The organism is Intrasporangium mesophilum (assembly GCF_054783095.1).
Genome location: NZ_BAAGRF010000057.1, coordinates 53696 through 79312, shown reverse-complemented (window position 1 = coordinate 79312; position 25617 = coordinate 53696). Strand labels below are relative to the sequence as shown.

Sequence of the window (25617 nt, the reverse complement as noted above, 5' to 3'; positions counted from 1 at the left end):
ATGATGCGCCCATGAGCAACGTCGACCGCGCCCGACTGGCCGAGCTCCACGCGCGGGAGCGGGCCGCCTTCGTCAGCGCCCGACCCCGGTCCCAGGCCCTGGCCGAGCGCGCGAAAGCGCACATGCCCGGTGGGGTCCCGATGAGCTGGATGGTCAAATGGCCGGGAGACTTCCCGGTCTTCGTCGAGCAGGCCGGCGGCGCCCATTTCACCTGCGTCGACGGCATCGACCACGTCGACCTCTGCCTCGGCGACACCGGCGCGATGATGGGGCACTCGCCGGCGCCGACCCTCGAGGCGGTGACGGCCCAGCTCGCCCGCGGCATCACGACGATGCTGCCGACCGAGGACGCCATCGCCGTGTCGGCGGGCCTGTCGGAGCGGTTCGGACTGCCCTACTGGCAGTTCACCCTCACCGCGACCGACGCCAACCGCCACGCCATCCGGTATGCCCGGCACCTCACCGGACGGTCCAAGGTCGTCGTCCACAACTACTGCTACCACGGGTCCGTCGACGAGGCCTTCGCAACGCTCGGCGACGACGGCTCGACCGTCAACCGGCGCAACAACATCGGCGCCCCGGTCGACACGGCCGAGACCACCCGCGTCGTCGAGTTCAACGACCTGGACGCGCTCGAGAAGGCGCTCGCGCACGGCGACGTGGCGGCGATCCTCGTCGAGCCCGCCCTGACGAACATCGGCATCGTGCTGCCCGACGAGGGCTACAACGAAGGCATCCGCGAGCTGGCGACGGCATACGGCGCACTGCTCATCAACGACGAGACGCACACGATCTGCGCGGGGCCCTCGGGCTTCACTGGAGCCCACGGCCTCTCTCCCGACCTGCTCGTCATCGGCAAGTCGATCGGCGGCGGAATCCCTTGTGGCACATTCGGTTTCACACAAGATATCGCCGACCGGATCGCGCGATCCGTCGAGCTGGAGGACATCGACGTGGGTGGTATCGGCGGCACGCTCGCCGGCAACGGGCTGTCGATGGCCGCGATGAAGGCGACCCTCGAGCGGGTCATGACGCCCGCTGCGTTCGACCACATGGTGCCGCTGGCCGGCGCCTGGGCGGATGGGGTCCAGTCGGGCATCGACGCCGTGGGCGCCGACTGGCACGTGACGCGCCTCGGCGCCCGAGCCGAGTACAACTTCTCGGCCGCCCCGTCCAAGAACGGACAGGAAGCTCACGATGCCGATGACTTCGACCTCCAGCAGTACCTGCATCTCTACGCGCTGAACCGCGGGATCCTGCTCACTCCATTCCACAACATGGCCCTGATGTGCCCCGACACGACGGCGGCCGACGTGGCCGCGCACACGGACATGTTCACGGCCTGCCTGCGGGAGCTCTTCGCCTGATCCGGATGACCACCACGCTGCGTACGATGCGGGCATGGGCCTGCCTCTGGCTCGCGCGCAGGTCGGACGCTCCCGCCTGCTGAACGGGCCCGTCCCGGTCCTGGTCCTCGTCGTGGTCGCCGTCGTCGCGGGAGCCCGCCGCGGCAGCTTCACCGACCTGCTCGTCTACCAGTTCGGCGGGCGGGCGCTCCTCGGCGATGCGCCACCGCTCGGGTCGCGAGAACCGGTGACCGGGCTGCGCTTCACCTACCCGCCGTTCGCCGCTGTCGTCATGACACCGGTCGGTGCCCTCCCGGCGTGGCTCGCGGCCGGGCTCTGGACGGGGGCGTCGGTCGCGGCGCTCGCCGCGGTCATCGCGGTCGTGCGCCGTGCGCTCGCTCAGCCGTCTCCGGGATGGCTCGTCGCGCTGCTCACCGCGGGAGCACTGGCACTCGAGCCGGTCTGGCAGAACCTCACGTTCGGCCAGGTCAACATCCTCCTCATGCTCGCCGTCCTCGTGGACCTGCTCGGGCCCGACCGTCGCTGGTCCGGCGTCCTCCTCGGGATCGCGGCCGGCATCAAGCTGACGCCCCTCGCCTTCGTCGTGCTGCTGCTCGTCGTGGGGCGCCGCGCGATGGCTGCCCGTGCGACGCTGACGTTCGCCGCCACCGTCGGGCTCGGGTTCGCCGTCGCGCCCTCCTATGCGACGTCGTACTGGACGCACGGGCTGATCGACGCCGGGCGCATCGGGCCGCCGGCGCTCGCGCACAACCAGTCGGTCTACGGCGCGCTCACCCGGCTCCTCGACCACCGGCCGTCGATCGCCGTGTGGCTCGCTGTCGCGCTGCCGGTCTCGGCCGCCGTCCTGGCGGTGGGGGCGGCCTGGTGGCGGCGGGGCGACCGGGTGCTCGCCACCTGCATCGCGGCGCTAGCGATGCTGCTCGCCTCACCGGTCGCCTGGTCCCATCACTGGGTCTGGGCGGTGCCGACGGCGCTCGCGCTCTGGGAGCGCCGTCGATGGGTGGCGGCCGCGTGGACGGCCGTGTTCGTCATCCGCCCGATCCTGTGGCCGCCGTACGGCCAGGGTCGCGAGTACGGGTGGAGCCCCCTCGAGCAGGTGGTCGGCAACGCCTACCTGCTCGCCGCGCTGGCCGTGACCGCGTGGGCTGCCTTGGCCCTCAGGCGCCCCGAACCGTCGCACGAGACTCCGCAGCGTGCAGCCACCCCCACTGGCTAGCCTAGGAGGGCCGACCCTCGACCGCCGGGAGCGCCGATGTCCGAGAGCACGACCGCCAACCCTGAGCCGAATGCCCTGACCGGCAGCACGTCCTCCCCGACCACGCACGCGAGGAGTGGCGACGGCGCGCGGAGAGGCCGCCGGACGACCAAGGTCGGCATCGTCGGCGCGGGTGCCGTCGGGGCGACCCTCGCGTATGCCACGCTCATGCGGGGCGCAGCCCAGACCGTGGCGCTGTTCGACCTCAACGCCGCGAAGGTGCGAGCCGAGGCGCTCGACCTCAGCCACGGCATACAGTTCGTCCCGATGGCGCGGGTCCAGGGCTCCGACGACATCTCGGTGCTCGCGGACTCCGACGTCGTGGTCTTCACGGCCGGCGCCAAGCAGAAGCCCGGCCAGTCCCGGCTCGACCTCGCCGAGTCGACCATCGGCATCGTCAAGCAGGTGCTGCCACGCCTCGTCGAGGTCGCGCCCGAGGCTCTCCACGTCATGGTCACCAACCCGGTCGACGTCGTCACGTATGCCGCTCTGAAGGTGTCCGGGCTGCCCCCCGCGCGGTTGTTCGGCTCGGGGACGGTGCTCGACTCGTCCCGTCTCCGTTTCCTGCTGGCGGAGCACATCGGCGTCGCCGCGCAGAGTGTCCACGCGTACGTCGTCGGCGAGCACGGCGACTCGGAGCTGCCGCTGTGGTCGACGGCCTCGGTCGGGTCGGTCCCTCTCCTGGAGTGGCGTGACGCGCAGGGGCGGCCATCTCTCGACGAGCCTGCACGGGCCAGGATCGCCCGCGACGTCGTCGAGTCCGCCTACCGCGTCATCGAGGGCAAGGGTGCAACGAACTACGCCATCGGCCTGGCCGCGACCCGGATCGTCGAGGCCGTGGTCTATGACGAGCGCCGGATCCTGCCCGTCTCGTCCCTGCTCGACGACTACTACGGCATCGGCGACGTCTGCCTCTCGGTCCCCGCGGTCGTGCACTCCGGCGGCGTCGGCGAGCGCGTCGAGGTGCCGATGACCGAGGCCGAGCTCGCCGGACTGCGATCGTCGGCCGAGGCTGTCCGGGCGACGGCGCGCCGCTTCGGCTTCTGAGCCCACGTCGCCTCGCTCCTTGCGCTGCGGCGGTGGCTGCCGACGCGCCGCAGCCCGGGGGGAGCATCATGGGAGCGTGAGCTCGTCCGCCGCCGCAGATCCGGAGCGGTATGCCGTGACGCCCCGGGCGACGTACCACCACGGTGATCTTCGGCGGGCTCTGCTCGATGCGGGCATGGATCTCGCGCGCGAGGGCGGGCCCGACGCGGTGGTGCTGCGCGAGGCGACGCGCCGTGTCGGCGTGTCGGCCAATGCGGCATACCGTCATTTCGCGGATCGCGACGCCCTGCTCGGCGAGGTCGTGTCGCGTGCCCAGAGCCGGGCTGCGGATGTCATCAGCGCAGCGATGGACGCGGTGCCAGGCGACCTCGACCCGGGAGCCAGGGCACGGGCGCGGTTCCGCGCGGTGGGCGTGGGGTACCTGCGGTTCGCGATGAGCGAGCCCGGGCTGTTCCGCACGGCGTTCGCCGTCCCCGTCGACCTCAGTCGCTCCGCCTCGGCCGACGCCGCCGGAGCGTCCGGGCGGACACCGTTCCAGCTGCTGTCCGACTCGCTGGACGACATGGTCGACGTGGGGGTGCTCCCCGTGGGGGAACGCCCGGGGGCCGAGCTGCTCGCGTGGTCCGCCGTTCACGGCATGGCCATGCTCGCCCTCGACGGACCGCTGCGCGGGCTGCCCAAGGACGCCATCGCCGAGCTCGCCCCACGCCTCGTCAAGATGGTCGACCTCGGTCTCGGTCTCAGCTCGGAGGGGACCGACCACTAGAGCTCGCTGAGGTCATCCGAACCCGAGAGCCGCTGTGTGACAACCATTGCGGCGCCCGATGCGTCCTCATGGGTGAGGCGATGGCGCGCCGATGTCGGCGTGGCCTGCCAGAATGAGACGCGCTGTCGCGCCGGAGCTCGACGACCGCCCGAGGGTCGGGACACAGGGGGAAGCATGAAGACCATCCGTATTGACGCTCCGCGCGCCGCGCAGGGGGCCACTGGGACGCTCGTGACGCTCGTAACGCTCGTGACGCTCGCCCTCGCCGCCGCTCCGGCCGCACGGGCTGACGACAGCACCGGCACGCCCGCTCCGCCCGCGACCCAGTCCCAGAGTCCTGCGTCGGCCGGCGAGACGACGACCGACACCGGCACCCCGACGGACCCGACGACCGCGCCGACCACGACCGCTCCGGCCGCGCCGACCACGACCGCGCCGACGACGACCGCGCCGACCGGGCCCACCGCGACCACGACGACGGCACCCACTACGCCTTCATCGCCGGTCGTCATCCCCACGAATGCGCCCGCGGCCAAGGTCAAGGACCTCCAGGTGCGGCTCAACCTCGTCAAGGTCGCCTACTGGCCGGGCGCGATCTCGGGCGTCTACGACGCGGCCCTCCGCCAGGGCGTGCTCGCCTTCCAGCGCGACCAGAGCCTGCCCGAGAGCGGGGTCGTCGACGAGCGCACGTGGTCGCGGCTGGTCGCCCTGACCGCCACCCCGACCCGCCTCAAGGAGGGCGCGTCCGGGTACGCCGTGAAGGACCTCATGGTGCGGCTGCGCCTCGTCAAGGCGTCCTACTGGACGTATGCCGTCTCCGGCTACTTCGGGTGGACCCTCACTCAGCGGGTGCGGACCTTCCAGCTCGACCAGAACCTCCCTCAGTCCGCGGTCCTCGACACCCGCACCTGGACCCGCCTCGTGTCGCTCACCGCGACACCGACCGTGCTGAGCACGTCCGCTGCGGCCAACAACGTCAAGGAGCTGCAGCTGCGGCTGCGTGCCAAAGGGCTGTGGCCGTACGCCATCTCGGGCGTGTACGGGTGGACGCTCGGCCAGAAGGTGCTGGCGTTCCAGCGGGCCTACAACCTGCCCCAGTCAGGGGTCGTCGACAAGCGCACGTGGGGCAAGCTGCTCAGCCTCACCTACACCCCGGGCACCTTCGACCAGTACCGCTTTGCGGCCGGCCTGCGTCCAACGCTCCCGTCGATCGCGGCCCTCGACACCCGCTGTCGCACGGGCCGGGTCATGTGCGTCGACAAGGGAACCCGAACCCTCACCTGGGTCGTCGACGGCGCGGTGAAGACGTCGATGTGGGCCCGCTTCGGCCGGCCGGGGCTCGAGACACGCGAGGGCACCTTCAAGGTGTTCAAGAAGTACGAGTACGTCATCTCGAACCTCTACTTCACGCCCATGCCGTACTCCATGTTCTTCTCGGGCGGCCAGGCCGTGCACTACTCCTCGAACTTCGCGCGCCTCGGCTACACGAGCGCCAGCCACGGCTGCGTCAACATCGCGGACCTGGCCCAGGTCAAGGCGCTGTACTTCCAGGTGAAGATCGGCGACAAGGTCGTCGTCTACCACTGACCCCGGGCGAGCAGCCGGGCCGAGTCAGGCCCCCACCCGCTGACCGCCGCCCCCGCAACACACCCGGAAATCGAAAATCTCGCACAGTTGCAACTGTGGCGAGCTGACGGTTTCCGGGTGTGTTCGCGGTTCATCGCTCGCCGGGGCAGGCGCGGCCGTCACTCGACCGTGGCGGTGACCTTCGCGCCGAGCTCGACGGTGCGGCTCACGGTGCACCACTCGTCGTGCGACCGCTTCACCAGCTTGGGCAGCATCTCCCGGGCAGCGTCACCGGCGTCGCCGTCGGGAAAGCGCACCCGGAAGGTGACGTTGATGTCCTGCAGGTGGTTGCCGTTCTCGTCCTTGACCTTGTCCGCAGTGACCTCGACCTCGAAGCTCTCGGGCTCGGCGCGCCGGGTCGTCACCGTGTCGACGTCGACGGCGGTGCACGCCGCGATTCCCGCCAGCAGCAGCTCGACCGGCGACAGCTCGTCGGTGCCCGAGCTGACCGAGATGGAACCGCCGCGCCGGTTGCGGGCCGTGTAGCGGCCCTGGCTGTCGCGGGTCAGGGTGATCGTGCGCAGGTCGGCATCGGTGCTCATGGAGGCAGCCTCTCAGAGAGTCGGGATCGCGTCAGGTTCGGGTGCGATCAGGTCCATGCGTCCGCGAGCAGCTCGAACGAGCGCAGCCGGTCCTCGTGGTCGAAGGCCCCGCAGGTGACGATCACCTCGTCGACGCCGGTCGCCTCGACGAACCCCGAAAGGCCCTCACGCACCTGGTCGGGCGTCCCGACGAGCGAGACCCGGGTCATCTCGCTCACCGCCTGCCGCTCGGCCGGAGACCACTGCGCCAGCAGGCTCGCGATGTCGCCCTCGGGCTCGGGGAGCCCGGTCCGGCGGCCGGTGACGATGCCGTGGAAGCGGCGCAGCACGCTCGTGAACAGCCGCTCGGCCTCCTCGGCCGTCTCGGCGACCATGATGTTCGCGCCGGCCATCGTGCGCGGCGCGTCCAGTCCGCCGGGCTCGGTCGAGGGCTGGAACTGGCTCCGGTAGACCTCGAGAGCGCTCATCAGCGCGGCGGGGGCGAAGTGCGAGGCGAAGGAGTACGGCAGGCCGAGCGAGGCAGCCACCTGGGCGCCGCCATGGCTCGAGCCGAGGATCCAGATCGGCACGCGGGTGCCTTCGCCGGGGAACGCGCGCACCTTCGCGTCGGGGTCGGGGTCGCCGAGGTAGCCGATCAGCTCCTGGACCTCGCCCGCGAAGTTCATCGCCGCGGCCTCGTTGCGGCGCAGGGCCCGGGTGGTGAACGGGTCGGTGCCCGGCGCACGGCCCAGCCCGAGGTCGATCCGGCCCGGGTGCATGGTCTCGAGGGTGCCGAACTGCTCCGCGACCACGTAGGGCGCGTGGTTCGGGAGCATGATGCCGCCCGCCCCGACGCGGATGGTCTCGGTGTGGTCCGCGACATGGCCGATGAGCACCGCCGTGGCGCTCGACGCGACCCCGCGCATGTTGTGGTGCTCGGCCATCCAGTACCGCCCGTAGCCCCACTTCTCGGCATGCCGGGCCAGGTCGACGGTCGAGGCGATCGCCTCGCCTGCGGTGCCGCCCTCGACGACGGGCACGAGGTCGAGAATGTTCAGCTGCGCGCGGGGTCGACTCACACCAGCGCAACGACCACCCGGGCTCGGGGTATTCCGTCGGCCTCGGCTACGGCAGGCCGAGCTGGGACACCTCGTCGTCGTGGTCGGGGCAGAAGGCCTGGACACCGGCCGCCATCAGCTGCTTGGTGCGCAGGGCGTCGCCGGTGTTGCCGAGGGGCGCGCCCTGGTCGTCGACCGCGATCTGGCGCAGCGTGAGCCCGCCGTTCGCGAGCGCCCAGCAGGTCGTGGTGCCGGTCTCGATGTCGTCGTCCACCGACTCGCCGGTGATCTTCGCGCCGAGCTTCTCGGCCTTGAGCACGAAGCCGGCCTCCTCAGCGCTGATGGTCGGCCGGGCCTGGGCGACGTCGGGCGGCAGGTCGGACAGGGTCGGGTCGGAGCTGCAGGCGGTGAGCGCCAGGGTGGCCAGGACCCCGGCCCCGAGCACGGCGAGCGTCCGGGACCCGACCCACCGCACGGCATACGGTCCGACTGGAGACGACCCGACGGCATACGAACGCGGAGCTGCTGCTCCGCGGGGCGACGCGCCCGTCCTGGTGCTGGTGTCCATCGTTACCCTGAACGCGTGACCGACGTGGATCGTCCCCCGGAGGACGACGAGGATGGAGCCGGCGCTCTGCGCCGGAGTGCCGTCGGGTCGGCTCCCAGACTCGCGGCCGACGCCCCGCTCGCCCGTGCGGCGGTCGTCGTGTCGTTGGTCGGTGTGGTCTTCGGCATCACGTTCCTGCCGCAGCTGCTCGGTCTTGCGCTCGGTGGGCTCAGCCTGGCACGCCGGGAGCCGGGTGGCCGCAGGCCTGCCCTGCTCGCGATCGGGCTCTCGCTGGTGCTCACCGTCGTATGGGCTGTCGTGCTCGGTCTGCTGGTCAAGTGGTGGGCTTCGACGGAGGTCTGAGCGAGGCCTACCTGGCGTAGTTCCCGAGGAACTTCTCGAGCCTTCCCACGGCGTCCTCGAGGTCCTCGACGCGCGGGAGGAACACGAGCCGGAAGTGGTCGGGCGTGGCCCAGTTGAAGCCGGTGCCGTGGACGACGAGCATGTGCTGCTCGCGCAGCAGGTCGAGGGCGAACCGCTCGTCGTCGTCGATGTGGTGCACCGCCGGGTCGAGTCGCGGGAAGAGGTAGAGAGCACCCTGCGGCTTGGTGCAGCTGACGCCGTCGATCTGGTTGAGCAGCTCCCAGGCGACGTTGCGCTGCTCGAGGAGGCGTCCTCCGGGCAGGATCAGGTCGTTGATCGACTGGCGGCCGCCGAGCGCGACCTGGATCGCGTGCTGCGCGGGCACGTTCGCGCACAGTCGCATGTTGGCGAGGATGTCCAGGCCCTCGAGGTAGTTGCGCGCGTGCTCCTTGGGACCGGTGATCGCGAGCCAGCCGGAGCGGAACCCGGCGACGCGGTACGCCTTCGAGAGGCCGTTGAACGTCAGGCAGAGCAGGTCGGGCGCTAGCGCGGCCACCGACGTGTGGGTGGCGCCGTCGTAGAGGATCTTGTCGTAGATCTCGTCGGCCATGACGATGAGCTCGTGCTGCCGGGCGATCTCGGCGATCTCGGCCAGGACCTCGCGCGGGTAGACGGCGCCGGTCGGGTTGTTCGGGTTGATGACGACGATCGCCTTGGTGCGGTCGGTGACCTTGCTGCGGATGTCGTCGAGGTCCGGCGCCCAGCCGGCCTGCTCGTCGCAGATGTAGTGGACGGGCCGTCCGCCGGCCAGGCTTGCCGCCGCCGTCCAGAGGGGGTAGTCGGGGGCCGGGATGAGCACCTCGTCGCCGTTGTCGAGCAGGCCCTGCATGGCCATGACGATGAGCTCGGAGACGCCGTTGCCGAGGTAGATGTCCTCGACGCTCACGTGCGGGAAGTCGCGCACCTCGTAGTGCTGGGCGATCGCGCGGCGGGCCGACAGGATGCCCTTGCTGTCGCTGTACCCCTGTGCGGTCGGCAGCTCCTGGATGACGTCGACGAGGATGTCCTCGGGCGCCTCGAACCCGAACGGCGCGGGATTGCCGATGTTGAGCTTGAGGATGCGGTGGCCCTCCTCCTCGAGGCGCTTGGCCTCGGCGAGCACGGGCCCCCGGATCTCGTAGCAGACGTTCTGCAGCTTCTTGCTCTGGGAGACCGCACGCATGGGGTCAAGGGTGGCACTGCCGTATGCCGAGGACCGCGGATTTCCCACCATGTGGCCCACCGCTTCCGTGACCTACGTCTCAACCCGCGTGACACGTGGGACGGAGCGCTCACTCGACGGGTCCCAGCCCCTCCCCCTAGGGGTGGGAGCGCGACGGAGGTGGGGCGGGCCTCTCGGCCGCTCAGCGGACGAGGCAGGCGAGCGAGGACGCGGGGCTGCGTCCGGTGAGCGACGAGACGAGCTGGGAACGGGTGGGGGCGGCGACGTCGATGGTCAGCAGGTGCCCCCCCGCCTCGACCTTGGTCAGGTGGGCGACGTTCGGCGCGCCGGCCGGGGTCTCGGTCCAGCCCTTCTGCTCGAGGTAGCCGATGACCTCGGCGGCCTGGGGTCCGGTCGAGGGCGGGTAGGTGCGCGTGATGACCCCCTCGGAAGAGTCGCGACAGGGCGGGATCTCGCTGTGCTCGAGCGGGGTGATGCTGCGGTCCATCTCGGTGATGTCCACGCCGAGCGCGTCGTAGGCGTCCAGGTCAGCCGTATAGGTCCGACCGGCCCACGCCCACCCGGCGAACGCGAGCAGCCCGAGGATGACGACGAGGAAGAAGACGAAGCCGGCACTGAGCCGACGACGGCGGCGCGGCGGCGTCGGGGCCGGTGTGGGGGTCGGTGCCGGGTGTGCCGGGGTGGGGCTCGTCGGGGCACGGTAGGCAGGCTGCGTGGCAGGCGGAGGCGTGCGCCGTCGACGGCGTTTGGCCTCGTCACTGAAGCCGGAGTCTGTCACCGGGACAGTGTGTGGCACCGCGGTTCACCCGGCCAGCCTTCGGACCGAGGCGTCGCCAATCCGTGACGATGCACCTAGGTCGCCCGGGGCCGGGTCAGGTCGAGCGGCGAGAGAGCAGCGGCCGCGACAGGTCCGGCAGGTGCCGCCAGTCGAGGCGCCGACCGGTGCGCGCCCCGGCGCGGACGAGCATCACCGTCGCGACGATCGCGATCGGGACGCCGACCCCCGTCGTGCGCAGGGCGAGGCTGTAGCCCTCGGGCAGGGTCATGAAGCAGATGACCGAGGCGACCGCCGCGAGCGTCGTCGCCGCACCCCGTCCCAGGCGCGGTTCGAGCGAGACGGCGAGGACGGGCAGGACCCAGAGGTAGTACCAGGGCAGGAACACGGGCGCCAGCACGACCGCGGCCAGCATCGCCCAGCCGATGCCGCGGACGACCCGGGCCCGGTCCTCCCGCGCCGCGGCCTCGTCAGCGAGGCCCACGCGGTCCAGAGCCTTGGCGGCGCCCAGCCAGACGAGGACGAGCAGCAGCGCAAGCACGACGAGACCGGCCGCCCTCGCCGCACTGACTGCCGGGTCGCGCCAGTCGGCCTGACCGAGCAGGTGGCCGATCGCCTGGATCGCGATGCCCAGCGAGGTCGGGATCGAGGTCCACTGCTCGTTCTTGCCCGGGGTCGAGGCCGGGTTGACCCAGCCGAACCCGAGGCCGGTGAGCACTGAGACCGCAACCATCGGCACCCCGGCGACGAGCACACTGAACAGCCCAGCCCGCACGACCTGCCCCCAGGCCAGCACGCCCTCGGGCGAGGCACCCACCCGCCGAGGCTGAAGGCTTCGCGCCCACATCAGGGCGATGAAGGGCAGCGCGATGACGGCGGTGATCTTGACCATCGCGCCGAGGGCGATCACGAGGCACGCCACGAGGAAGCGACGGCGCAGGGCGAGCGCGACCGCCGCCAGCACCGCAGCCACCATGAGCGCGTCGTTGTGGGCGCCGCTGACGAAGTGGGCACAGACGAGCGGGCACGCCACGCCGAGCCAGGTCGCCTTCCCGACCGAGGCGCCGAGGCGCCGGGCGATGTCGGCCACCGCCCACGCGATGACGACAACGCCCACGACGGCGAGCAGCCGGAGCAGCAGCAGGGCCAGCCAGAGGTGGCCGCCCGAGACGGTGGCCACGCCACGCGCGAGGAGCAGCCAGAAAGGCCCGTACGGGGTCGGCGTGTCCAGCCAGGTCGGTGCCGTGGACGCCCGCCAGTCGGAGTCGAGCTCGCGCACCGCATGCTCGTACGGGTTGAGCCCATCGGCCCAGAGGGCACCTTGAGCGGCATACGAGTACAGGTCGCGGCTGTAGAGCGGCACGGAAGCGATGAGCGGCACGAACCACAGCGCGATGGTGGTCCACCACCAGCGGACCGGCACCTGCGCCCACCGCAGCCGCCACCAAGCGACGACCAGGAGGCCCATCGCAATGACGGATACCGTTGCCAGCAAAGGCGACCCACCGGTCGCGCGCCACGGCTCGATCCCCGGCCAGAGGATGCCGATGTTGAGGTCCGGCCGCGCGCCCGATCCCCACGACGAGGCCGCCAGAGCCACAGCGGCGGCGCATCCTGCCCACCGCCACAGCCCGCGACGCGACCCGCGAACCGGCGCCGGCTCGGACGCGGCGGCCTCACCCATGGGTGACCGGCTCGTCCCCCCACGCAAGCAGGCGCCAGCCCGAGTCGGGGTCGCCCTCCATCGTCACGACGTGGGTGTTGTCGACGCGTCGTGTGTCGAAGAACTCCGACGGCAGGTGCAGGGTTGCGGCGCACCACACGCGCATCGCAGCGCCGTGGCTGACCGCGACTGCCGACTCGTGGCCGTCCGTGGCGATGCGCCGGATCGCCGCCTCGTAGCGAGTCATGAAACCGACCCCGCTGTCCCCGCCCGGGATCGCGTGTCCCGGGTCGTCGCGCCAGCGGACGACGGCGTCGATGTAGGGCTTCCAGTCGGTCGACATCTCGTAGTCACCCGCCTGGATCTCGCGCAGCCCCGGCAGCACGACCATCGTCAGGCCGAGCATCTCGGCGAGCGGCGCCGCCGTCTGCTGGGTGCGGACGAGGTCGGAGGTGTAGATCGCGCCGAGGTCCTCGTCCCCGAGGCGCGACGCGAGCATGACCGCCTGCGAACGGCCCTCGTCGGTGAGGTCCAGCCCGGGCACGGCAGTGTCGAGCTGGCGCGAGACGTTGGCATGCGTCTGGCCATGACGTACGAGGAAGAGCCGCACCGCTACAGGCCCTTGATCGTCACGCCGGTGAGGCACTCGACACCCGTCTTCGGGCCCTTCCAGAAGCCCTCGACCTTGACGGGCGCGGTCGCTCCGGGCGCGACCGTCACCTCGACCTCCTTGCTCGCGACCTGCGAGCTGTCCGAGGTCTTGATGATGAAGACGCCGACCGAGAAGGTGTGCTGCTGCGTGTCCGAGTTCTTCAGCGTGCCGGTGAAGCTCCACACGTCGCCGGACGGCTGGCACGTGCCGCTGGTCAGGCTCGACGACGCGTCGTAGGGGTCCTCGTCGACGGCCGCCGATGGGTCGGAGGGCGCGTCGTCGGACGGTGTCACGGGCGCGATGGTGGGCTGGACGGGGACGCTCACGGTGGGCTCCAGACCTCCGCCCGGGCCGGAGGGCGCCGGCTGGCCGCAGCCGGCGAGCGTGACGACCAGCCCCAGCCCGGCGGCATACGCCAGCGTCGCGGGCGCCCAGCGCCGTGGAGTCCCCCGGCGGGGGTATGCCGTCAGGCGAGCAGGTTGTCCAGCTGAGTCGGGCACGGGTGGCCCCTTCCAGTCGCCTTCGCGTGCGTCCCCATTGTGCCTTCCGGGACGCTCACGGCAGGAACAGCCGCGCGGCAACGCCGGCGGCGATGATGACGAGGCCCGCGAGGACCGCGAGGGTGTCGGGCGTCCGCCACGGTGCGTCACCCGCCCACGTACGCCGTCGGGCCTCGGCGAAGCCGCGGGCATCCATCGCGAGCGCGAGGTTGGAGGCCTGGCCGAGCGCGCCGACGAGCAGCCCGCCCGTCACCACCACGGCCTCGCGGGTCCGTGCGACGACGCCCGTGTCGGCGCGGATGCCGCGGACCCGCCGCGTCGTCATGAGCTCGACCCACAGTGCGTCGAACGCCTGGAGCCGCTGCAGCGCGGCCGTGGCGGCGACGACCGGACGCGCCGGCAGGTGCACTCGCTGGGCCAGGTGGTCACCGAGTCGCTCCGGGTCGATGAAGCCGACGACGACCGCCGAGGGGACGATGAGGCAGAGCACGCGCAGGGCGGCACCCGCCGCGACCTCGACGTCACGGCCGCCCAGCAGCCAGGCCGACCAGGCGACGCCGGCGACCGCGATCGCGGCGGGGGCCAGGCGAGCCAGCACCCCACGCAGGCGACCGTGCGGCCGCCGTCCGGGACCGGGCGCGAGGAGCCCGACGACCGCGAGGACGACCTCGACCGCGAGCACGGCCAGGCCCTGCCGCCAGCTCGAGAGCAGGGCTGGGAGCGGAAGCACGCTGAGTGCGGCGAGGAGCAGGGCGAGCGGCCCGACGCGGGCCAGCAGTGGCCGCCGCTCGGGCTCGGGGTCGGCCGGCGGCTGCTCCGGCTGGGTCAGCGCGACGACCCGGTCAGCCCGCGCGACGACACCGGGGTCGTGGGTCGTGACGACGACCGCAGACCCCTCCCGGCGCGCCGCGCCGAGGACGCCCGTCACAGCAGCCCAGGTGAGGCGGTCCTGGCCGACGGTCGGCTCGTCCGCGAGCACGAGCGCGGGCGAGTGCGCGATGGCCGAGGCCATCGCCAGACGGCGCTGCTCGCCACCCGAGAGCTGCCGCGGGTCGGCGTCGGCGAGATGGGTGAGGCCGAGGGCGTCCAGGAGCGCGTCGACCCGCGCCTCCACTTCCCCGCCGCCGACCGCGACCGGCCCATCGCCGGGTGGCCTGACAGGCGGGCCCAGGGCTCGCGGCGTCGCCAGGATGTCTTCGCGGACGGTCCGCCCGACGATGGCGCTGGCGGCGCGCTGCGGGACCCACGACACGACGCGCGCGAGGTCCCTGGCCCTCCACTCGCTCGGCGGGGCCAGCCGCTCGCGCGCCGGACGGCGCCCGCTCGCCTCGCCCGGCGCGACCTCGCCCGGAGTCAGCGGCAGGGCCATCTCGACAGCTCCCGAGGTCGGGGCCACGAGCCCGCCCATGGCGGCCATGAGCGTCGACTTGCCCGCGCCGCTCGGGCCGACGATCGCCAGGGTCTCCCCCGCACACACATCGAGGTCCGCGTCTGCGACCGCCAGCGTCGACCTGGACTGCTCGCCGAGCCGGCGGCTCCGGCGCTCGACGTCGACGTCACGGGCAGAGACGACGACGCGCCCACGATGCACGACGGCCGAGGCCGCAGTCGAGCCCGCCGACCCCACGGGCAGCGACACCTGCAGGGGCTCCGGGTCAGGCACACCAGGCACCCAGATCCCTTGCGCCGCAAGCGACTCCCCGCGCTGCGCCAGCACATCGTGTGGTTGACCGTCGGCGACCACGGCGCCCTGTGCGTCAAGGACGACGATCCGGCCGACCAGGTCGAGCCAGCCCTCCAGACGGTGCTCGACGACGACGAGCGTGAGGCCGCGGCGAGCCACGACCTCGGCGACGACGGCGCGGACCTCTGCCGCCGTCGAGGCGTCGAGCATGGCGGTCGGCTCGTCGAGCAGGAGGACCGACGGCTCCATGACGAGCGCGCCGGCGAGGGCGAGCCGCTGGGACTCGCCCCCGCTCAGCGTCGACGGCGGGCTGTCGGGAGACATCGTCAGCCCGACCTCACCCAGCGCAGCGGCGACCCGCTGCGGCATCGAGCCGGGCACCGTCGAGACGTTCTCGAGCCCGAAGGCCACGTCACGCCCTACGGTCGAGGCGACGATCCCCGCACCCGGATCCTGGAGCACCAACCCGACGGCGCCCGGAACCTCTTGCGGCGCAACGCCATCCACCTCGACCGTGCCCTGCAGTTCGCCGGAGTCGGCGGTGAGGAGTAGGCCGGCGACGGCTCTGAGCAGGGTCGACTTGCCCGACCCGCTCGGCCCGGCGAGCAGCACGCGCTCGCCGGGCTCGATCGTCAGGTCGAGATGCTCGAGGACCGGCCGGGAGCGGCCGTACGGGCGCCAGGTGAGGTCGCTGACCTCGACCCCGGCCCCGGACAGCGCACGCCCGTCCAGGCCGTCGCGAGCAGGCACGACGTCCGGCATCACCTCGAGCCGGCCAGCGTGCGGCGCTCGCGGACCTCCTGTCCCGGCGGGAACGGGTTGAGCGCACCGCCCGCTGCGAGGGCCTTCGTGATGCCGACCGACAGGAGCGAGCCGAACACGGCGACCGACGCACCGAACAAGAACAGGTAGGCGATCTTGTAGCCCCAGCCCCAGTCGGTCCAGTAGGAGTACCACTCGTAGACAGCCTCGAACGCGCCGCCGAGGAAGCCGCCGACCACGAGCGGTGCCCAGCTGTAGACCGCATAGGCGAAGAGGGCGAAGCCGATCTCGACGCCGAGACCCTGGACGAGGCCCGACACGAGCGTGGTCAGGCCCCACTGGGTGCCGATGAGCGCCGAGACGATCGCCGCGAGCAGCTCGGTGAAGAGGGCCGCGCCGGGACGGCGGATGACGAGCATCCCGACCATGCCGGCGACGAGCCAGGGCCAGGCGAACAGCGCCGCGAGCGGCGGGAAGCCCGCCGAGACCGCGTTGGAGGGTGCGGCATAGGCCAGGCCCCACGCCCAGTAGGCGACGCCGAAGGCGACGCCCAGGAAGGCGCACGTGAGCAGGTCGATGGTGCGCCAGCGGGTCAGTGGACCGCTGGCAGTGATGGTGGTGGACATGTCTGATCTCCCGGGTTCCGATGGATACCTCGGGGAGGCCATCTGGCGGCATACGTGCGTATGCCGTGCAGTGGCCTGAGAATTACCGACTTCCTTCGCCGGTGCTAACCGGAGCAGGTTCGAGGGTCTGCGGCCTGGCCCTTCTGGGCTGCCGCACTCTCAGCGCAAGGGCGCTCCCCTGTCGTGATGAATGGGTCGTGCTGTTCAGTTGTGTATTCGGTTGTCGGGGTGACTTTACCCCGCCCTCATGGGACAGTCACAGCATGGCTGCCAAGCGGACCGAACCGACCGAGCGACCCGACGAGAAGCCTCACCGGACCGCCGCCGGAGGGATGGTCTGGAAGCTGCTGAGCAACGGTTCGACGCTGCTCGCGACTGCGGCGGCGACGAATGTCTCCCGGCGCGGCTGGAAGATCCTGACCGGGCGAAGTGTCCCGGCGCGTCGCGACTTCGACAACGAACGCACCCGCGACGTGGTGCTGTACACAGCGCTGTCCTCGATGCTGGTCACGACGGCCCGGGTCGCCGTCGAGCGGAGTGCGGCGGAGTACTACCGCAAGTCGGCTGGTCACCTACCCAAGGCGCTCGAGAGCGAGAAGCTCACCCCCAAGGATGCAAAGGCGCACAACAGGCTGGTGCGCAAGGGTGCGCGACAGAACTATCGGCTCCAGAAGGCGATCAACCGGGCGTCCAAGGACCGTCAGGGCTCGTCGAAGAGCCCGACCCGCACGACCCCGGACTCGTAGGCCAGCACGACGACCTGCACGCGGTCGCGCAGCCCGAGCTTGGCGAGCACGCGACCGACGTGCGTCTTCACCGTCGCCTCCGCGACGTGCAGCGCGGCTGCGATCTCGGCGTTGTTGAGACCGCGGCCGACCGCCTCGAACACCTCGCGCTCGCGGTCGGTCAGCAGGGCGAGGCGGTCGACGGCGCCCGAGGACGTGCCGCCCGGCAGCGTCGGGACGAACCGGTCGAGCAGGCGCCGGGTCGGCCCGGGGGCCACGACGGCGTCCCCCGCGTGCACCGCCCGGATGGCGGAGAGCAGCTCGGCCGGGCCGGCGTCCTTGAGCAGGAAGCCCGCGGCCCCGACCCGCAACGCGGCGTAGACGTACTCGTCGAGGTCGAACGTCGTCAAGACCAGCACGCGCGGACGCGGCTCCGGCCGGGCGAGGATCCGCCGGGTGGCCTCGATCCCGTCGAGGCGCGGCATCCGGACGTCCATGAGGATCACATCCACCGCGCGGCCCGGCACAGCGTCGACGGCCGCCTGCCCGTCAGAGCACTCGGCGACGACCTCGATGCCCGGCTCGGCGTCGAGGACCATCCGGAACCCCGCGCGCACCAGCGCCTGGTCGTCCACGAGCATGATGCGGATCGGGTGCTCAGCCATGCGCGGCCTGCGTCGGGATCGTGGCGAGGACTTCGAAGCCGCCACCGGGCCGCGGACCAGCGGTGAGCGTGCCGCCGTGCACGGCGACCCGCTCGCGCATCCCGTGCAGGCCGTGCCCCCGACCGTCATCGACGCTCGCGGCGCCGACTCCGTTGTCGCACACGGAGATTCGCAGCCTGGTAGGCCGTTCCTCCACCTCTACTGTCGCGCTGGCACCGGGGCCGGCGTGCTTGATGACGTTGGTCAGCGACTCCTGAACGACGCGGTATGCCGCCAGGTCGAGCCCCATGGGCCGCGTGGCCTCCGCACCCGCAGGGGCCAGCCGGAGGGCCAGCGTGACCGGCACTCCGGCCGACCGGACACCGGCCACGAGGTCGTCGAGCAGGTCCAGACCCGCGGTGGGAGCGAGCTCCATGCCGGTGTCGGGATCGCGCAGGACGCCGACGAGCCGGCGGGTCTCACCGAGCGCGTCGCGGGCCGCGCTGCCGATGGTCTGCAGCGCGCCCACAGACCGGGCCAGCGCGCCCTCGGGACTGCGCTCGGCGGCATACGCGGCGCCGTCGGCCTGCACGACGATCACCGACAGCGCGTGCGCGATGACGTCGTGCATCTCGCGAGCGATCGAGGCACGCTCCTGCTGCGCCGCGAGCTGGAGCTCCTGCTCGCGCACCCGCTCGATCCGCTCGGCGCGGTCCTGGAGGTCGGCGAGGCGCTGGAGACGGGCCCGTTTGAGGTCGCCCAGCGTCCACGCGGACAGCGACGTGCCCGCGCAGGCGATGAAGGTGAACACGACCGCTCCGGTGGTCGGGGTCGCACCGCCCACCCCGGTGAACCGCCAGGCCGCGATCGCGGAGCCGAGGGCGGCCACGACCAGGCCCGCCAGGCGCACCGGTCGGCGGCGCTCGTAGGCGGCCAGCGAGTAGATGGCGACGAGGAACGCGACGTCTCCCGGGAGCAGGTTGTCGTACGGGACGACGCGCAGCGCGAGGGCGACGCTGACCACGCCGAAGGCCAGCGCCGGGCGGGTGCGGCGCACGATGAGGGCGAGGTTGGCCAGGCCCGTGACGATGCTCCACCAGTAGCCCTGACCGGCGCCTGCCATGACCAGGCTGAGCAGCGAGAGCGCTCCTGCGAGCGGGACGTCGAGGAGCATCGGGCGGCGCTGCAGCCAGTCGTAGACGGTCCCTTCGGTCACGACCACGAGCCTAGGTGAGCCGCGAGAGTGGGTCGTCAGACCGCGGGCTGACATCAAGAGGCCACGAATCTGCGCTGGCCCTTCCCGCGGACGGTCCGGAGATGGTGTGCTTGGTAGGAGAGCCCGTCCGGAGGAGGTGTGCCGATGGAGGCGCAGGTTGGTGACCGCATCACGATGGCTGCCGAGCACGTCGGGCAGTCAACTCGCGAGGGCACGATCGTCGAGGTCAAGGGCCCCGACGGCGGGCCGCCCTATGTCGTCGAGTGGGCCGACGGGCACACCGGGCTGATCCACCCGGGTCCTGGCTCGGTCCTCAAGTGTGTCCATGCCAACGGGGACTCCCACACCTGAGGCGGCTCAGAGGTCGAGCGCCCGCACGATCGGCACGCCCGCGCGGTAGCTGAGGTGCAGATGGCTCGGCCCGTCGATGACGGCGAGCTCGGCAGGCTGCCCGGACGCGACCCGGCGGTCCAGGCCGAGCGAGCGCGCCGACACCGCTGTGGCTGCGTGCAGCGCCTCGGCGGGCGTCATGCCCATCTCCCGCACGGCCAGGGCGATGGCGAACGGCATCGACGAGGAGTAGCAGGTGCCGGGGTTGCAGTCCGAGGCGAGCGCCACGTCGACTCCGCCGTCGATGAGCCGGCGCGCGTCCGGGTAGGGCGACCGGGTCGAGAACTCCACCCCAGGGAGCAGGGTCGCGACGGTCGTCCCGCGGGCGGCCGCGAGGGCTGCGACGTCGGCGTCGTCGAGGAACGTGCAGTGGTCGACGCTGGACGCACCGAGCTCGCAGGCGAGCCGCACGCCCGGGCCGTGCCCGAGCTGGTTCCCGTGCACCCGCAGGCGCAGCCCGGCCGCCCGACCCGCTTCGAGGATCGTGCGCGCCTCGTCGCCGTCGAAGGCGTGGGACGAGTGCGGCTCGCAGAACACGTCGATGCTCTCGGCGAGGTCGGCGCCCCCCGCGTCGCGGATCGCCGCGAGCATCGGGCCGGTGACGAGGTCGACGTATGCCGCACGGTCGGCGGCATACTCCGGCGGCACCACGTGCGCGCCGAGGAAGGTCGTGTGGGTGGTGACCTCACGCGCGATGCGCAGCGACCGCAGCTCGTCCTCGAGGGTGAGGCCGTAGCCGCTCTTGATCTCGACCGTGGTCGTGCCCTGAGCCCGCATCTCGGCGACCCGGGCCGCCACGAGCGACCGGAGCTCGTCGTCGGACGCGGCCCGGGTGGCCGCGACGGAGACCTTGATGCCTCCGCCGTCATAGGGGGCGCCGGTCATCCGGGCAGCGAACTCCGCCGAGCGGTCGCCCGCGAAGACCAGGTGCGTGTGCGAGTCGACAAACCCGGGGATGAGCGCGCGGCCGCCGAGGTCCCGGCGCTCGTCCGCGTCGGGCGCCTCACCTTCGGGTCCGACCCACTCGATGACCCCGTCGGACACGACGAGCGCCGCGTCGCGGACGATGCCGAGCAGCCGGTCGCCGGCGTCGTCGTGGCCGCCCGGCCGGCTCGAGGCATCCCAGCGCTCAGGGTCGTTCGTGACGAGCTCCGCGATGCCGGTGACCAGCACGCTCATACGTGGACCCCGCCGGCGACCCGGTCGATGGCGCTGCCGAGGAGCCGGCCGACGTCGCCGATGCGGTGCCGCCCGTCGCTGACGACGACGTCACCGCCGACGACGACGGTCGAGACGTCCGAGGCGACGCAGGAGTAGATGATCTGGTCGGGCGCCGAGCCCGCGGTGTTGACGGTGTCGGTGCGCACGGTGACGAAGTCGGCCAGCCCGCCCTTGGACAGGTGACCGCCGTCGGACCAGCCGAGGGCGCGGTAGCCGTTGAAGGACGCCGCGAGGAGCAGGTCGTTGGCCGAGAACCGGTCGCGCTCGTTGGTGATGAGCCGCTCGTGCATCTCCACGCCGCGCAGCTCCTCGAACGGGTCGATGACCACGTGCTGGTCCGAGCCGAGAGACAGCGGTGCGCCGGCGTCGTGCAGCGCCCGCGCCGGGCCGATGCCGTCGGCGAGGTCACGCTCCGTCGTCGGGCAGAAGCACGCACCGGTGCCCGTGCCTCCGAGGAGCTCGATGTCACGGTCGGTCAGGTGCGTCGCGTGGACGCTGGTCAGGTTGCTCCCGAGGGCGCCCGCCTCGTCGAGCAGCTCGGTCGGGGTCATGCCGTAGTACATCTGGCACGCGAGGTTCTCGCCGTGCTGCTCGGACAGGTGGACATGCAGCGGCAGCTCGCCGGCCGCCTCGACGACCTTCGGCAGGTCCTCGCGCCGCACCGCGCGCACCGAGTGGATCGCCGCGCCGAGCCGGACGCGGTTCGAGGGCTTGCGGGCGGCCATCCGCTCCGCCCACGCATCGACCGAGCCGTCGCTGAACCGCAGCTGGCCCGGGTGCAGCTCGACGTGCCCGCCCCCGTTGAGCCCACCCTCGAGGTAGCACGTGTCGAGGAGCGTGAGCCGGATGCCGGCCTCCTCGGCCGCCTGCCGCACGGCGAGGCCCATCGCGTTGGGGTCGCCGTACCGCTGGCCACCGGGCCGGTGGTGGACGTAGTGGAACTCGCCGACCACGGTGATGCCCGCCAGGACCATCTCGGCGAACACCGCCCGCGCCAGCGCGAAGTACGTGTCGGGGTTCAGCTGCTCCGCGGCGGCATACATCTGCTCGCGCCAGCTCCAGAAGTTGCCGCCCCCGCCGTTGACCCGCCCGCGCAGCGCGCGGTGGAACGCGTGGCTGTGGGCGTTGGCCATCCCGGGCAGCGTGACGCCGCGCAGCTGGACGTCGCTCGGCTCCGGGTCGGCGTCGACCTTGACCTCCTTGAGCAGCCCGTCCGAGGTGACGAGCCGCACGCGGCGGGCGAAGCCACCGGTGAGCCAGGCACTCTCGCACCAGAAGGAGTTCATCGCTTCTTGCTCATCGCGTCGAGTCCCTCATGAGCGTCCTTCCGTGTGCACAGCGCTGTGACGACCGTGGTCAGGGCCTGGACCCCATGGTGACAGTCTGCGGGAGAAGCCCACTCCGCGGGTGAGTGAGACACGCCGGTGGGGTTGCGGACGAAGAGCATCGCGCTCGGAATCCCATGCGTGGCAAGGATTCCCGCGTCATGCCCCGCTCCCGTGCCGAGCAGGGGCGCATCGGGCAGTATGCCGTGCAGCCGCGACACGAGCGCCGCGTCGAAGCGCGTGGTGGGAGTCCACGACTCGAGAGTTGTCGTGCCGCCGTCGCGCTTCACGACCGACCCGACCGCCTCGACCGTCGACTGCACTGCGTACTCGCTGCGACCCCGGGCGTCGAGCCAGGCGGTGACGTGGCTGGGGATCGCGTTGACGCCACCGGGCTCGACGACCACCTTGCCGACCGTCGCGACGCAACCCAGCCCGACGGCATACGACCGGGCGGCCTGCACGACAGCGGCAAGACCGAGCATCGCGTCGCGCCGGTCCTCGATGCGCGTGGTGCCGGCGTGGTTCGCCTCGCCCGGGATGTCGATGCGCCAGCGGCCGTGGGGCCAGATGTCGGTGCCGACCGCGACGGCGCGGGCGGGGTCGTCGAGCACATCGCTGCCGTCCGGCGCGAGCGCGAGCGCCTTGCCCTGCTCGACGTGCAGCTCGACGAAGCGGCCGATGCGGCGCAGCGTCTCCTCGTCTCGCCCGAGCTGCTCCGGGTCGCGGCCGGCGTCCTGCCAGGCCCGCGCCATCGAGATGCCGTCGGCGTCGGTCAGTGACCGGGCCCGGTCGGCGTCGAGGGCACCGGTGATGATGCGCGAGCCCGCGCAGGCGATGCCGAACCGCGCGCCCTCCTCGTCGACGAAGTTCACCACCCCGAGCGGCACGTCGGGCTCGACGCCTGCCTCACGCAGCGCGTCGACGGCCGCGAGGGCGCTGACGACCCCGAGCGGGCCGTCGAAGGCGCCCCCGTCGGGCACCGAGTCGAGGTGCGACCCGATGACCACACCCGGCGTCGTGTCGGGGTCACCCCACCAGGCCCACTGGTTGCCGGCGCGGTCCTCGACCACGTCGAGCCCTCGTGCGGCGCACTCGGCCGCGAACCACTCGCGCAGGTCGCGGTCGGTGCGTGTCCACGCGTACCTCCGGTAGCCACCTGTGTCGGCGGCCCGACCGATGGGCTCGAGGTCGGCCCACATCCGGTCGAAGCTGGTCGTCACTGCGCTCATCACTCCTCGGTATGCCGGTGGAGCACACCGACGTCGTCACTACCCTTGCTCACATGGACCCTGACCGCGATGACACCGCTGAGCGTAGCGACTCGGCGCCGATCCGCACGCCGGCGATCGATGCGGTCCTCGCCGCCGGCATCTCGCACACCGTCACCCGGCATGGCAGGGTCGGGAGCCTCGAGGAGGCCGCCGCGGCCAGGGGCATCGAGCCGCGGGACCTCATCAAGACTCTCGTCGTGCGCAAGTCGGAGGACGAGCATGTCTTCGTCCTCGTACCCGGTGACCGCACCTTCTCCTGGCCCAAGGTCCGGGCCCTGCTCGGGACCAACCGCATCTCGATGCCCGACGCGGCGGCAGCCAAGGCGGTGACCGGCTACGAGCGGGGCACCATCACGCCGTTCGGGTCGGCCCAGCGCCTGCCGGTCATCGCCGACACGCACCTCGTCGGCCGCACGATCTCGCTCGGCGGCGGTGCCCACGGCGTCGGGCTCACGCTGAGCGGCGACGATGTGATCCGCGAGCTGGGCGCGACCGTGGCCGACATCTCCGACGAAGAGGTCCGCCGCCCGGGCTGAGCCCGCCTGCGCGAACCTCTCCGCCCGGACCGACCTCCGGGCCGCCAGGTCGCCCCAGCCCGTCTCTGTCGAGTGAGCGTTCCGTCCCACGCGTCCCACCAGTCCCACAGGACGGTGGTACGGCTGAGACGGGGCGCTCACTCGACCGGGCATGGGGCTGTCGGGTTCAGCCTTCCTGCATCGGGATGCGGACGCCACGCTCGTGCGCGACCCGGTCGGCGATCTCGTACCCGGCGTCGACGTGCCGGATGACGCCCATGCCGGGGTCGTTGGTGAGGACGCGGGCGAGCTTCTGCGCGGCGAGGTCCGTGCCGTCGGCGAGGGACACCTGGCCGGCGTGGATCGAGCGCCCGATGCCGACACCGCCACCGTGGTGGATCGACACCCAGCTGGCGCCGGAGCTCGTGTTGACGAGGGCGTTGAGCAGGGGCCAGTCGGCGATCGCGTCGGAGCCGTCGGCCATCGCCTCGGTCTCGCGGTACGGGCTCGCGACGGAGCCGGAGTCGAGGTGGTCGCGGCCGATGACGATCGGAGCGCTGACCTCTCCGGTGCGGACCAGCTCGTTGAACGCGAGCCCGGCCTTGTCGCGCTCGCCGTAGCCGAGCCAGCAGATGCGCGCCGGCAGGCCCTGGAACGCGATCCGCTCCTGTGCCCCACGGATCCACTTGTGGAGGCGGTCGTTGTCGGGGAAGAGGTCGAGCACGGCCTTGTCGGTCGCGGCGATGTCTTTCGGGTCGCCCGAGAGCGCGGCCCAGCGGAACGGGCCCTTGCCCTCGCAGAAGAGCGGCCGGATGTATGCCGGCACGAACCCCGGGAACTCGAACGCGCGGTCGTACCCGCCGAGTCGAGCCTCGTCACGGATCGAGTTGCCATAGTCGAAGACCTCGGCGCCGGCGTCCTGGAACTCGACCATCGCCTGCACGTGCTTGGCCATCGAGGCCCGGGCCCGGTCGGTGAAGTCCTCGGGCTTCTTCTCGGCGTACTCGGCCCAGTCCTCGAGCGCGATGCCCTCGGGGAGGTAGGACAGCGGGTCGTGCGCCGACGTCTGGTCGGTGACGATGTCGATGGCCACGCCGCGCCGGAGCAGCTCGGGGAAGACCTCGGCCGCGTTGCCGACGACACCGACGGACCAGCCCCGCCGCTCCTGCTTGGCGCGCAGGGCCTTGTCCACCGCGTCGTCGAGGTTGTCGGCAACCTCGTCGAGGTACCGGTGCTCGACCCGGCGGTGCAGGCGCGCGGGGTCGACGTCGACGATGAGGCAGGCGCCGTCGTTGAGGGTCACCGCCAGGGGCTGGGCGCCACCCATGCCGCCGCAGCCGCCCGTGAGGGTCAGCGTGCCGGCGAGCGTGCCGCCGAACTTCTTCTCGGCGATCGCGGCGAACGTCTCGTAGGTGCCCTGGACGATGCCCTGCGTGCCGATGTAGATCCACGACCCGGCCGTCATCTGGCCGTACATCGTCAGGCCGAGGTGCTCGAGTCGCCGGAACTCCGGCCACGTGGCCCAGTCGCCGACGAGGTTGCTGTTGGCGATGAGCACGCGCGGCGCCCACTCGTGGGTCTGGAAGACACCGACGGGCCGGCCCGACTGGACGAGCATCGTCTCGTCCTGCTTCAGCGTGGTCAGGGTGCGGACCATCGCGTCGAACGACTTCCAGTCGCGGGCCGCGCGCCCGGTGCCGCCGTAGACGACGAGGTCGTCGGGCCGCTCGGCGTTCTCGGGGTCGAGGTTGTTCATGAGCATGCGCAGCGGAGCCTCGGTGGCCCACGACTGTGCGGTCAGCTGGGTGCCGCGCGCGGCGCGAACGGGACGTGCACCTTCCATGTCAGTTTCCTTTCTCGGCTCGGCGAGCTT

Annotated in this window: 25 protein-coding genes and 1 riboswitch; of the genes, 9 read left to right on the top strand and 16 right to left on the bottom strand. The window is 71.9% G+C overall.

The window, feature by feature from the left end; all coding sequences use genetic code 11:
* Positions 1-11: 11 nt before the first annotated feature.
* From ACYVLP_RS24470 to ACYVLP_RS24450, 5 genes are all read left to right on the top strand, one after another.
* Complete coding sequence (locus ACYVLP_RS24470; protein WP_460629891.1) at positions 12-1367, top strand: transaminase; 1356 nt, start codon at positions 12-14, stop codon at positions 1365-1367.
* A 34-nt stretch (positions 1368-1401) separates the two neighbouring features.
* Positions 1402-2583, top strand: coding sequence for a glycosyltransferase 87 family protein (locus ACYVLP_RS24465; protein ID WP_460629890.1), 1182 nt, complete (start codon positions 1402-1404; stop codon positions 2581-2583).
* Between the two features lie 36 nt (positions 2584-2619).
* On the top strand, positions 2620-3669 hold the full coding sequence (locus ACYVLP_RS24460; RefSeq protein ID WP_460629889.1) for an L-lactate dehydrogenase: 1050 nt from the start codon (positions 2620-2622) through the stop codon (positions 3667-3669).
* A gap of 76 nt (positions 3670-3745) precedes the next feature.
* A complete protein-coding gene (locus ACYVLP_RS24455; RefSeq protein ID WP_460629888.1) occupies positions 3746-4435 on the top strand; it encodes a TetR/AcrR family transcriptional regulator in 690 nt (229 codons plus the stop codon).
* 174 nt (positions 4436-4609) lie between these two features.
* Positions 4610-6022 carry a L,D-transpeptidase family protein gene (locus tag ACYVLP_RS24450; RefSeq protein ID WP_460629887.1) on the top strand — a complete coding sequence of 471 codons (1413 nt, stop codon included), beginning with the start codon at positions 4610-4612 and terminating at the stop codon, positions 6020-6022.
* 158 nt (positions 6023-6180) lie between these two features.
* Here the strand turns inward: ACYVLP_RS24450 and ACYVLP_RS24445 are convergent, their stop codons facing one another.
* The 3 genes from ACYVLP_RS24445 to ACYVLP_RS24435 are packed head-to-tail and all read right to left on the bottom strand — an operon-like array spanning position 6181 to position 8208.
* Positions 6181-6603 carry an OsmC family protein gene (locus ACYVLP_RS24445; RefSeq protein ID WP_460629886.1) on the bottom strand — a complete coding sequence of 141 codons (423 nt, stop codon included), beginning with the start codon at positions 6601-6603 and terminating at the stop codon, positions 6181-6183.
* 47 nt (positions 6604-6650) lie between these two features.
* Positions 6651-7661 carry an LLM class flavin-dependent oxidoreductase gene (locus ACYVLP_RS24440; RefSeq protein ID WP_460629885.1) on the bottom strand — a complete coding sequence of 337 codons (1011 nt, stop codon included), beginning with the start codon at positions 7659-7661 and terminating at the stop codon, positions 6651-6653.
* 46 nt (positions 7662-7707) lie between these two features.
* Positions 7708-8208: a hypothetical protein gene (locus ACYVLP_RS24435; protein WP_460629884.1), complete on the bottom strand. Its 501-nt coding sequence runs from the start codon at positions 8206-8208 to the stop codon at positions 7708-7710.
* A gap of 15 nt (positions 8209-8223) precedes the next feature.
* On the opposite strand from ACYVLP_RS24435, the gene ACYVLP_RS24430 reads away from it, so the two are divergent.
* Entirely contained in the window at positions 8224-8550 is a 327-nt protein-coding gene (locus ACYVLP_RS24430) for a hypothetical protein (protein WP_460629883.1), read from the top strand.
* A 7-nt stretch (positions 8551-8557) separates the two neighbouring features.
* Here ACYVLP_RS24430 and ACYVLP_RS24425 read toward each other — a convergent pair whose 3' ends face one another.
* From ACYVLP_RS24425 to ACYVLP_RS24395, 7 genes are all read right to left on the bottom strand, one after another.
* A complete protein-coding gene (locus ACYVLP_RS24425; protein ID WP_460629882.1) occupies positions 8558-9772 on the bottom strand; it encodes a pyridoxal phosphate-dependent aminotransferase in 1215 nt (404 codons plus the stop codon).
* A gap of 181 nt (positions 9773-9953) precedes the next feature.
* Positions 9954-10550: a hypothetical protein gene (locus tag ACYVLP_RS24420; RefSeq protein ID WP_460629881.1), complete on the bottom strand. Its 597-nt coding sequence runs from the start codon at positions 10548-10550 to the stop codon at positions 9954-9956.
* Between the two features lie 94 nt (positions 10551-10644).
* Positions 10645-12231 carry a polyprenol phosphomannose-dependent alpha 1,6 mannosyltransferase MptB gene (gene mptB / locus ACYVLP_RS24415; protein ID WP_460629880.1) on the bottom strand — a complete coding sequence of 529 codons (1587 nt, stop codon included), beginning with the start codon at positions 12229-12231 and terminating at the stop codon, positions 10645-10647.
* Complete coding sequence (locus ACYVLP_RS24410) at positions 12224-12820, bottom strand: histidine phosphatase family protein (RefSeq protein WP_460629879.1); 597 nt, start codon at positions 12818-12820, stop codon at positions 12224-12226. The genes mptB and ACYVLP_RS24410 overlap by 8 nt, the downstream gene beginning before the upstream one ends.
* A gap of 2 nt (positions 12821-12822) precedes the next feature.
* On the bottom strand, positions 12823-13362 hold the full coding sequence (locus tag ACYVLP_RS24405; RefSeq protein ID WP_460629878.1) for a hypothetical protein: 540 nt from the start codon (positions 13360-13362) through the stop codon (positions 12823-12825).
* A gap of 55 nt (positions 13363-13417) precedes the next feature.
* The gene (locus ACYVLP_RS24400) at positions 13418-15808 is read right to left on the bottom strand and encodes an ATP-binding cassette domain-containing protein (RefSeq protein ID WP_460629877.1); all 2391 of its coding nucleotides are present in this window, start codon (positions 15806-15808) and stop codon (positions 13418-13420) included.
* Positions 15808-16434, bottom strand: a complete 627-nt coding sequence (locus ACYVLP_RS24395; RefSeq protein ID WP_460629876.1) for an ECF transporter S component — start codon at positions 16432-16434, stop codon at positions 15808-15810. Before ACYVLP_RS24395 ends, ACYVLP_RS24400 begins: the two co-directional genes overlap by 1 nt.
* 73 nt (positions 16435-16507) lie before the next feature.
* Positions 16508-16624: riboswitch (TPP riboswitch) on the bottom strand.
* A 73-nt stretch (positions 16625-16697) separates the two neighbouring features.
* Here ACYVLP_RS24395 and ACYVLP_RS24390 point away from each other — a divergent pair.
* The gene (locus ACYVLP_RS24390) at positions 16698-17180 is read left to right on the top strand and encodes a DUF4235 domain-containing protein (protein ID WP_460629875.1); all 483 of its coding nucleotides are present in this window, start codon (positions 16698-16700) and stop codon (positions 17178-17180) included.
* On the opposite strand, the gene ACYVLP_RS24385 is transcribed toward ACYVLP_RS24390, so the two are convergent.
* Together ACYVLP_RS24385 and ACYVLP_RS24380 are read right to left on the bottom strand one after the other, a co-directional pair.
* Complete coding sequence (locus tag ACYVLP_RS24385; protein ID WP_460629874.1) at positions 17135-17824, bottom strand: response regulator transcription factor; 690 nt, start codon at positions 17822-17824, stop codon at positions 17135-17137. The genes ACYVLP_RS24390 and ACYVLP_RS24385 overlap by 46 nt on opposite strands.
* Positions 17817-19019, bottom strand: a complete 1203-nt coding sequence (locus ACYVLP_RS24380; protein WP_460629873.1) for a sensor histidine kinase — start codon at positions 19017-19019, stop codon at positions 17817-17819. Before ACYVLP_RS24380 ends, ACYVLP_RS24385 begins: the two co-directional genes overlap by 8 nt.
* Before the next feature lie 144 nt (positions 19020-19163).
* On the opposite strand from ACYVLP_RS24380, the gene ACYVLP_RS24375 reads away from it, so the two are divergent.
* On the top strand, positions 19164-19370 hold the full coding sequence (locus tag ACYVLP_RS24375) for a DUF1918 domain-containing protein (protein WP_452270920.1): 207 nt from the start codon (positions 19164-19166) through the stop codon (positions 19368-19370).
* A gap of 6 nt (positions 19371-19376) precedes the next feature.
* On the opposite strand, the gene hutI is transcribed toward ACYVLP_RS24375, so the two are convergent.
* The 3 genes from hutI to ACYVLP_RS24360 are packed head-to-tail and all read right to left on the bottom strand — an operon-like array spanning position 19377 to position 23187.
* A complete protein-coding gene (hutI, locus tag ACYVLP_RS24370) occupies positions 19377-20588 on the bottom strand; it encodes an imidazolonepropionase (protein WP_460629872.1) in 1212 nt (403 codons plus the stop codon).
* Positions 20585-21916: a formimidoylglutamate deiminase gene (locus ACYVLP_RS24365; RefSeq protein WP_460629871.1), complete on the bottom strand. Its 1332-nt coding sequence runs from the start codon at positions 21914-21916 to the stop codon at positions 20585-20587. The genes hutI and ACYVLP_RS24365 overlap by 4 nt, the downstream gene beginning before the upstream one ends.
* Positions 21913-23187: an allantoate amidohydrolase gene (locus ACYVLP_RS24360; protein ID WP_460629870.1), complete on the bottom strand. Its 1275-nt coding sequence runs from the start codon at positions 23185-23187 to the stop codon at positions 21913-21915. Before ACYVLP_RS24360 ends, ACYVLP_RS24365 begins: the two co-directional genes overlap by 4 nt.
* 53 nt (positions 23188-23240) lie before the next feature.
* Here ACYVLP_RS24360 and ACYVLP_RS24355 point away from each other — a divergent pair, with 53 nt between their 5' ends.
* A complete protein-coding gene (locus ACYVLP_RS24355; RefSeq protein WP_460629869.1) occupies positions 23241-23765 on the top strand; it encodes an aminoacyl-tRNA deacylase in 525 nt (174 codons plus the stop codon).
* A 166-nt stretch (positions 23766-23931) separates the two neighbouring features.
* Here ACYVLP_RS24355 and hutU read toward each other — a convergent pair whose 3' ends face one another.
* On the bottom strand, positions 23932-25587 hold the full coding sequence (hutU, locus tag ACYVLP_RS24350) for a urocanate hydratase (protein WP_460629868.1): 1656 nt from the start codon (positions 25585-25587) through the stop codon (positions 23932-23934).
* Positions 25588-25617: the final 30 nt, after the last annotated feature.

Coding starts and splice junctions, on each gene's coding strand:
- ACYVLP_RS24470 (WP_460629891.1), top strand. CDS start 12: ATGAGCAACGTCGACCGCGCCCGACTGGCCGAGCTCCACGCGCGGGAG.
- ACYVLP_RS24465 (WP_460629890.1), top strand. CDS start 1,402: ATGGGCCTGCCTCTGGCTCGCGCGCAGGTCGGACGCTCCCGCCTGCTG.
- ACYVLP_RS24460 (WP_460629889.1), top strand. CDS start 2,620: ATGTCCGAGAGCACGACCGCCAACCCTGAGCCGAATGCCCTGACCGGC.
- ACYVLP_RS24450 (WP_460629887.1), top strand. CDS start 4,610: ATGAAGACCATCCGTATTGACGCTCCGCGCGCCGCGCAGGGGGCCACT.
- ACYVLP_RS24445 (WP_460629886.1), bottom strand. CDS start 6,603: ATGAGCACCGATGCCGACCTGCGCACGATCACCCTGACCCGCGACAGC.
- ACYVLP_RS24435 (WP_460629884.1), bottom strand. CDS start 8,208: ATGGACACCAGCACCAGGACGGGCGCGTCGCCCCGCGGAGCAGCAGCT.
- ACYVLP_RS24425 (WP_460629882.1), bottom strand. CDS start 9,772: ATGCGTGCGGTCTCCCAGAGCAAGAAGCTGCAGAACGTCTGCTACGAG.
- mptB (WP_460629880.1), bottom strand. CDS start 12,231: ATGGGTGAGGCCGCCGCGTCCGAGCCGGCGCCGGTTCGCGGGTCGCGT.
- ACYVLP_RS24400 (WP_460629877.1), bottom strand. CDS start 15,808: ATGCCGGACGTCGTGCCTGCTCGCGACGGCCTGGACGGGCGTGCGCTG.
- ACYVLP_RS24395 (WP_460629876.1), bottom strand. CDS start 16,434: ATGTCCACCACCATCACTGCCAGCGGTCCACTGACCCGCTGGCGCACC.
- ACYVLP_RS24390 (WP_460629875.1), top strand. CDS start 16,698: ATGGCTGCCAAGCGGACCGAACCGACCGAGCGACCCGACGAGAAGCCT.
- ACYVLP_RS24385 (WP_460629874.1), bottom strand. CDS start 17,824: ATGGCTGAGCACCCGATCCGCATCATGCTCGTGGACGACCAGGCGCTG.
- ACYVLP_RS24375 (WP_452270920.1), top strand. CDS start 19,164: ATGGAGGCGCAGGTTGGTGACCGCATCACGATGGCTGCCGAGCACGTC.
- hutI (WP_460629872.1), bottom strand. CDS start 20,588: ATGAGCGTGCTGGTCACCGGCATCGCGGAGCTCGTCACGAACGACCCT.
- ACYVLP_RS24365 (WP_460629871.1), bottom strand. CDS start 21,916: ATGAACTCCTTCTGGTGCGAGAGTGCCTGGCTCACCGGTGGCTTCGCC.
- ACYVLP_RS24360 (WP_460629870.1), bottom strand. CDS start 23,187: ATGAGCGCAGTGACGACCAGCTTCGACCGGATGTGGGCCGACCTCGAG.
- ACYVLP_RS24355 (WP_460629869.1), top strand. CDS start 23,241: ATGGACCCTGACCGCGATGACACCGCTGAGCGTAGCGACTCGGCGCCG.
- hutU (WP_460629868.1), bottom strand. CDS start 25,587: ATGGAAGGTGCACGTCCCGTTCGCGCCGCGCGCGGCACCCAGCTGACC.